Here is a 7,758-nt window from a genome sequence, read left to right as displayed (position 1 = left end):
ACGGCCCCACCCGCTACCTGCACGACAAAGACCTGCAACTCATCCAGAACGTCTCGGACACCGCCGGACCGGTCAACAACCTCACCCCGGCGAACACACTCCGCAACGACGTGCACACCGACTCGGCCGCGCCCCAGAACAACCGGCCGACCATGCTTCCCGGCAAGGGCAGCCAGCCGTTCCAGGACGCGCTCCGCACCTACCAGTTCAAGCAGGTCGGCACCCCGGTCACCGTGGGACGGCTCGGTCCGCGCAACCCGGAGACCGCCGACAAACCGGCCTACCTCGCCACGGTTCCGGCGACCCCCGACGACGACATCCAAGACATCATCGATGCGTACGCCCAGGGCTTCCGTCCCGGAACGTCGGACGGCCGTTTCGGCCTGGTCATCGGCGTCAACGGGTTCGGTCGATCATTCTCGGACACCGCCATCCAGAACGCGGTCGACCAGGTCCGCAACGCCAACCCGCCGTTCCCGGTCACCGTGGTCGGCTTCTCCTGGAACAACTCCCGGATCGGACCGAACGACGCCCCGGGCCAGGACACCATCCCGTACGCCGCCATCCGGGAATCGATCGTGCGGCACCCGAACGCCGAGCAGATGTTGCAGGACCTGCAGGAGCAGGCCGGCGCCAATCCCACCTTCCTGCACACCGGGGACGCCGACGTCGCGTCGATGGACGCCCTGTTCAACAAGGCCGACGCCGCCATCGCCGACCGTGGCGAGGTTCAGATCCTCAGCGGCGGCTACACCCTCGAGAACGCCTCCGATCAGGTCAGGCAGGCGAACCACCGGGACCGTGAGGTCCGTAAGGCGATGGCCGGCGTGGACCCGCGCTCGGTGTACATGCCCGAGCCGAACACGTTCGTCCGGCTGGACAATCCCAGCCTCGAGAACAACATCACCTTCGGGGTACGCAACGAGCCCGAGGGCGAACTGAAGTACACCTCGAAGGAGGGCCGCGGGCTCGCCCAGTCGGTCGCCAAGCAGCGTCTCTTCGGCGCCGACGACACCGACACCCTGCTCGCGTTCGGCGCGTTCGACCCGGACGTGTCGCTGGAGACCCGGGCCGGCCGGCTGCTGCAGAACTACGACGCGACCCGCCCGGACGGCATCCCGCAGAGTCACGCCGACCGGGAGACCTGGAAGAAGCAGGTCCAGAACTACATCCAGACGTTCTACCCGGACGCCGGCGTCAACCGGGTCGACGGCCTGACCCGGCTCGCCTTCCAGAGTGTCGAGCCGATCAGCCCGACCACCCGGACGAACCTGCTCAACGACTTCAAGGATCTCCCGAAGGAGACCCGGTCGACGCTGGTCAAGGTGGCCGGCAAGACGCACCAGGCGCTGGCGACCAACCCGCACACCCCGTCGCGGGCACCGGTGCGGCAGCCGTCGTCGTCGCCGGTCACCCCCGTCGAGGGGCCGGCCGCCACGGAGACCGGCCCGCAGGACACCGGTCCGGTGTTCACGCCGACCCGGGTGCCGGGTGCGCGGAACGCCGCGTTCGACGCGCTGACGCGGGACACCCGGGACGTCGGTCCGGGCAACTACCGGCAGGAGACGATCGACCTCAAGAACAGCAGGGCGCCGATCGGCTTCGTGGTCAACTCGATGATGCCGGCGAGTGACATCGACCGGATCCCGGAGGTGATCACGTCGATCACCGCCGGGCTCGGACCGGACACCAAGGTCGCCTTCGTCTTCGGCGTCAACACCACCGACCCGGCCCCGGACGCCGCCTTCCAGGAGAAGATCGCCGAGGCCGGCCGGATCGTCGAGAACCTGGCGGAGCAGGGCATCGACGTCCCGGTCGCGGTCAACGGGTACGCCGTCGGCACCAAGAACGGCAAGTTCCCGTACGGCCGGACCCGTAACCAGGTGATGCGTGACCCGGACACGGTCGCCGCGATCACGGGTCTCGCCCACGGGGACGCCGACGGCGAGGGCAAGCGGTACCCGTACATCTCGATCCAGGATTTCGACGACGGCGCCCGCACGCTCGAGGACGGCACGCACGTCTTCGACCGGATCGACACGGCGACGAGGTTCGACCCGGCGAACACCGGCACGCAGCAGGAGCCGCCGGCCCGGCCGATGATGATCTCCGGTGGATACCGGGTCGGCGATCCGGACGCCCTCGTCGAGCGCACCCGTGAGCGTCTGGAACAGCGTGTCGATGAGCACGACCAGAAGATCACCGAGCTGGAGGCGAAGGACGACGCGGAGTCCGCGAAGGAACTCACCGTCGAACGTCTGAAGCTCAAGGCCGCGCAGAGCGGGCTGGAGCGGCTCGCCACACCGGCCGGCCGCGACAAGTTCGTCCGGGACTTCGGCGTCGCGGTCGACGAGGACATGCGCTCCCGGGACCGGCAGGCCGCGTCGCACCCGATGCTGCCGTACTCGCCGGAGCCGAACCTCTTCGTCGACGGCCTGCTCACCCTCGGCCGCCCGGACGTCCGGTTCGGTGACGCCGGCGCCGAGTTCCTGATGCTCAGCGAGACCCTGCACGAGAGCTACGGCCGGGAGCTGGCCGCCTCGCACGGCAGCGCCACCCTGGACGGGCTGTCCGACCGGGTGCTCTCCACCGAGGTCCAGGTCGACTCGCAGAACAACCGGCACCCGGACCGCGACCAGGCCTTCATGACCGATTTCGTCGGTTCGGCCACGCCGACGGACCTGTCCCGGCTCGCCGCCGACTTCGCCGCGAGCAACTTCCTGCCGCAGTCGCACGCCGTGCCGACCACCGTCAACCGGCAGCTGTTCAACACCGTCGGCACCGGGTTCAAGGAGTACAAGGCGGAGCTCCGCAATCCGGAGTTCGCCACCGGGAAGCCGTTCACCGCGCCGGTCGACCACACCGACGGCGGCAACCGGGACACGTGGCAGCAGTCGCTCACCGACCGGCAGGCCAAGCAGCTCGGCGCGCAGCGGCACAACCAGCTCGTCCCGGCCGTCTCGCTGCCGGCTCCGGGAGCCGCCCCGGCGCCGGAGCCGCCCCCGGCCGCCGACAAGGAGACCTTCACCGGCGTCGACCCCCGGGTCACGTCGACGGACCCGGCCCGGACGGTCGGCATCCCGGACAGCCAGCGTCTGGTGGCCGCGCACCTGGTGGCGACCTCCAACGACTCCGGCACCATCCAGCAGGAGTTCGCCGCCGCGACGGTGATGGCCGACCGGGGCGGGCTCAGTCTCCAGCCGGGTTCGCTCTATCACGCCATCGCCGACGTGCTCACCACCGTGGCGCCCGGGACGACCCCGGAGAGCCTGCGCACCGACACGCTCCGGTCCGGCCGGGACCGGGTCAACCTGGACACCGCGGCCGAGATGCGGCGGGCCAACCCGTACGACAACGGTCACCTGGTCCGGGCCGCGCTCGCCCCGGACATGCCGGCCTCTCAGCAGCGCACCGATCCGGCGGACAGCACCGAGATCACCCGGATCGCCGCCGCGCACGACGTGGTGGAGCTGGCCGCCGCCACCGGCACCCGGGTCGCGCTCACCGTCCACGACGGCAGCGGCAACCCGCCGCGGACGTACCCGGTGCAGGGCGCCCGTCCGCTGGGCCGGGTGGAGTTGCAGCGCACGGTCGACGCCCGTGGTCAGGTCACCTACGCGCCGTACACGCCGCCGCCGGTCGCGGTGGCGCAGGACGCCGACAGCGACGACGACGGCCTCGGTTTCGACATGTTCGGTGACCAGGACGCGGACGACAGCGACGACGACCGCGGCGGCATGGACATGTTCGGCTCGTTCGCCCCGGCCGCGGGGCCGTCGACGGCGACCGGCATCCCGGCGGCGCCGTCCGAGGTCGTCTCCGGAATCGTCGTCGCCGATCCCGGCGACACCAGGACGCAGCGCATCGCCGAGTCCTATCCGGACCGGCCGGACCGCTACCACGTGTTCGGCCACGGTGAGCCGTACGCCCTGCGCGTCGGCGACACCCGGGTCACGCCGGCACAGCTCGCGGCGCAGATCCGGGCGGACGGCGCCCGCCGGGCCGACCGGCCGGTCGTGCTGATCGTCTGCGACACCGCCGTCGACCGGCAGAACGGTTTCGCCGCCCAGCTGGCGCGGGAGCTGCCCGGCGTCAAGATCATCGCGCCGAACGGCACGGTGTGGTCCGGACCGACCGGCCACGCCGTCGTCACCGAGTCCGACCTGCGCGGGCCCGACGGCGAGCCGCTCACCCCGCCCGCCGAGGGCTACCGGTTCGTGCAGTTCGAGACGCCGGCCACCGACCCCGGCCGGCTCACCGTCACCGACCTGCCGCACGTCATGGACACCCACGCGACCGTCGGCGACTTCGATGTCGACGCCACCCGGATGGCTGCCGCGATCGACCAGCTCGCCGGCTGGGCGCAGTCGGACGCCACCCGGATCGCCGAGGACACCCGGGCCGCGGTCGACACGATCGCCCCGGCACTGGCCGACGTCGCCCCGGCCGAGACCACGCGCGAGAACGCCGCCGACATCCACCGGGACGCCGCCGCCGGTCACGCCGACCTCTCGGCCGGACGCCGGCAGATCGAACAGCGCGCCGACCAGGCGCCGAAGCTCGCCCAGGCCGGCGTCGACGCCGCGAACCGGGCCGGGACCACACCCGGCGCACAGCAGCTGCGGCAGCTCGCCACCGAGACCCGGGACCACGTCCGCAGGCAGAACGGGCCGGTGGGGACCTCGCTCAGCCAGGCGGCCCGGGAGGCCGCCACCGTCCGCGACTTCCGCGACGACGCGGCCCGCGCGCACACCGCGGCCGACCGCGCCGCCACCGACCTGCGCTATCTGCAGTCGGCGCACGACCGGCTCACCCGACTGGCGACCGAGGCACAGCAGCGGGCGGACCGGGCCGCACAGGCCGCCGCGGACGCCGACGCCGCCCGCGCCCTCCCGCCCGGGCCGCAGCAGAACCTCGCGATGGCGGATGCGCTGCTGCGCGCGTACCCGGCGGTGAACCGCACCTCGGAACACCTCAGCGAGTCCCGTGACCTGCTCGCCGACCTGGACACCCTCGGCGCCGACCTGACGTCCGCGGTCGACGACATCCGCGCCGACGCCCGGGACGCCGCCGACCAGGTCGCCGACCTGACGTTCCGGGAACCGGAGTCGAACGACGCGCACGCCGCCGCCACCGCCCACCTGGACGCCGCCCACGAGTCGCTGACCGAGTCGGAGAACCGGCTCACCGACGTCTACGACCTGGCCGACCAGCTCGGGGTGTCGCCGGAGACCCCGGCCGGCGACACCGACTCCGACCTGGAGCCGCCGGCCGACCTGATGGCCGAGGTGACCCTGGACGACTCGGACTCCGACTCCGGGCCGCCCAGCGACCTGCTGGTGGAGAGCACGCCGGACCCGCGCGGCGAGATGGCCCCGTTCGGCACGCCGTCCCCGCAACCGCCCGCCCCGCTGCGCCCGAAGGACGCGCAGGAGTCGAACCAGCAGTTCGAGCGGCGTCTCGGTAACCACCTCTCGCAGTCCCCGCAGGTCCGCGACACCGCGGTCAAGGTGGCCGCGCGCCTGAACGAGGTGCTGAACGCCGCGCGGGCCAAGCCCTCGCCGACCGGTGCACCGGGCAAGGCGTTCCTGCAGCGCAAGGCGGACAGCGCGGGCCAGGTCGGCACCGGGCTGAAGGACAGCGAGACGGCCGCGCTGCTGCGTGACGGCAACCTGCGCGAGGTCATGACGGCGCTGTACAACGCCGCGTACTACAACAAGAAGCCCGGCCCGGGCGAGACCACGTTCAAGCTGCTGGCGCTGGACATCATCCGGAACAAGGACTGGAACCGGTCGGATCAGCTCGGTCTGAACACCACCGATCTGAAGGCGTACGCCGCATTCCTCGACAATCCGGTGCGTCTCGCGGTCAAGCAGGAGCTGCCCGCCGAACCGGATCGCGACGGCGACGACGACCCGTTCCGGGCGTTCAACCTGATCGCCCGCTTCGGCGACCAGCAGCGGATCGACCTCGGAATCCGCGAGCAGAACGAGAGCGGCCGGACCGCGCGCGGCTCCCGGGAGCAGGTCCGCGGCCCGTACGCGGTCACCCCGCGCCAGCTCCGGCTGGCCGGCACCGACCTCGGCAGGTTCGAGGCGGCGTTCCTGAAGAGCAAGGCCGCCGGTCCGTTCACCGTCGACGTCATGTCGTCCGAGGACGTGCCGCTGGACCAGGTGAAGTACGGCCCCGACGGCAAGCCGGACCTGAGCGCCGTGCTCGCCACCAAGAACACCGCGTCGGTCTCCGTCGAGTTCGGACCGGAGGTGGACGGGAAACCGACCGTCGCCCGGGTGACCCGCGAGGTGTTCGGCACCGCGAAGCACCCGGAGCCGTGGAAGACCTGGCTGGGCGCCGACGAGCAGGGCCCCGAGCTGCCGCTGCCCTGGGTGAGCGGTCGCGGGTTCTACCGTCTCGACCCGGACAGCGCCTGGTTCCAGGACGTCAACCAGCAGCGGGAGATCCCGGTGACCTCGGGGACCTCGCTGACCGCCGCCCGCCTGCTCACCACGTTCCGGATGCTCGACGTGCCCGGCGTGACGGAACGGGACTTCCTGGCCGCCACCACCGCGTGGATGCTGGCCGCCGACAACCACTCGCTCTACGAGGTGCTGCGCGGCGCCGAACTGGCCGGGGTCCAGCTCACCGGCACGCCGGCGGCGGACATCGCGTCGGCCGAGCAGCTCTACGACGAGGTCCGCGAGGCGGGACTCGACATGCCCGCGAACGACCGGCCGGCCACTCCGGAGCCCGCGCGGCCCGCGGAGCCGCTCGCCGAGCAGACTGTCGTGCGTACCGTGGGAGGCGACCCGGCCGACGTACCCACCGTGACCGCACCGCCCGGGCACTATGTGCTGGTCCCGGACACCGCGCCGGACAACCGTGCGCCGATCACCGCGGAGCGGATCGCCGCGCGGATCACCGCTGACCCGGCTTGGACCGGTCAGCCGATCACCCTGGTCATCAGCGACTCCGGCACCCCGGATGGGCTCGCTCAGCAGCTCGCCGACCGGCTGCCCGGCACCGAGGTCCACGCGCCGGACGGGCCGGTGTGGACCACGCGCGGCGGCGAGGCCTTCGTCAGCACCGCTTCGGCCTACGGTCCGGACGGCCGGCCGAAGCCGCCGCAGCTGCCGCCGACCGGCGCCTGGCGCACGTTCCTGTCGTCCACCGCGAGCAGCACGGACGGCCCCTACCTCTCGGGTGCGACCGCGAACCAGTCGCTGACCCTCGACCTGCACTTCGCCCAGCAGCAACAGCAGCGGGAGCAGGCGCCGGAGCCCGCGGCGAGTCCGCACACGCCCTCGCAGGCGCCCCGGTCCCGCACGACGCCGACCGCCGCCCCGGCGACCCGGGAGATGCGGGAGGTCCTGCGGGACAAGGGCAGCCAGTCGTTCCAGAACGCGGTGCGCACGTACCAGTTCAAGCAGGTCGGCACCCCGGTCACCGTCGGCCGGCTCGGTTCGCGTTCCGGCACGGACACCGACAAGCCGGCCTATCTCGCCACGGTTCCGGTCACCCCCGACGACGACCTCCAGAACCTCATCACCGCGTACGCCCAGGGCTTCCGCACCGGGGATCCCAGCGGTCGTTTCGGCCTGGTCATCGGCGTCAACGGCTTCGGCCGATCGTTCTCGGACACCGCCATCCAGAACGCGGTCAACCAGGTCCGCACCACGAACCCGCCGTTCCCGGTCACCGTGATCGGCTTCTCGTGGAACAACTCGCGGATCGGGCCGAACGATTCACCGGGCCAGGACA

Annotated in this window: 1 pseudogene; it reads left to right on the top strand. The window is 72.0% G+C overall.

From position 1 onward, the window contains the following. Positions 1-7,758 (top strand): annotated as a pseudogene (locus tag WH85_RS51980) (hypothetical protein); the annotation flags it as partial.

Origin of the sequence: Actinoplanes rectilineatus, assembly GCF_000962825.1 — a bacterium.
GTDB lineage: Bacteria > Actinomycetota > Actinomycetes > Mycobacteriales > Micromonosporaceae > Actinoplanes > Actinoplanes rectilineatus.
This window is presented reverse-complemented; position numbering and strand designations above follow the sequence as displayed.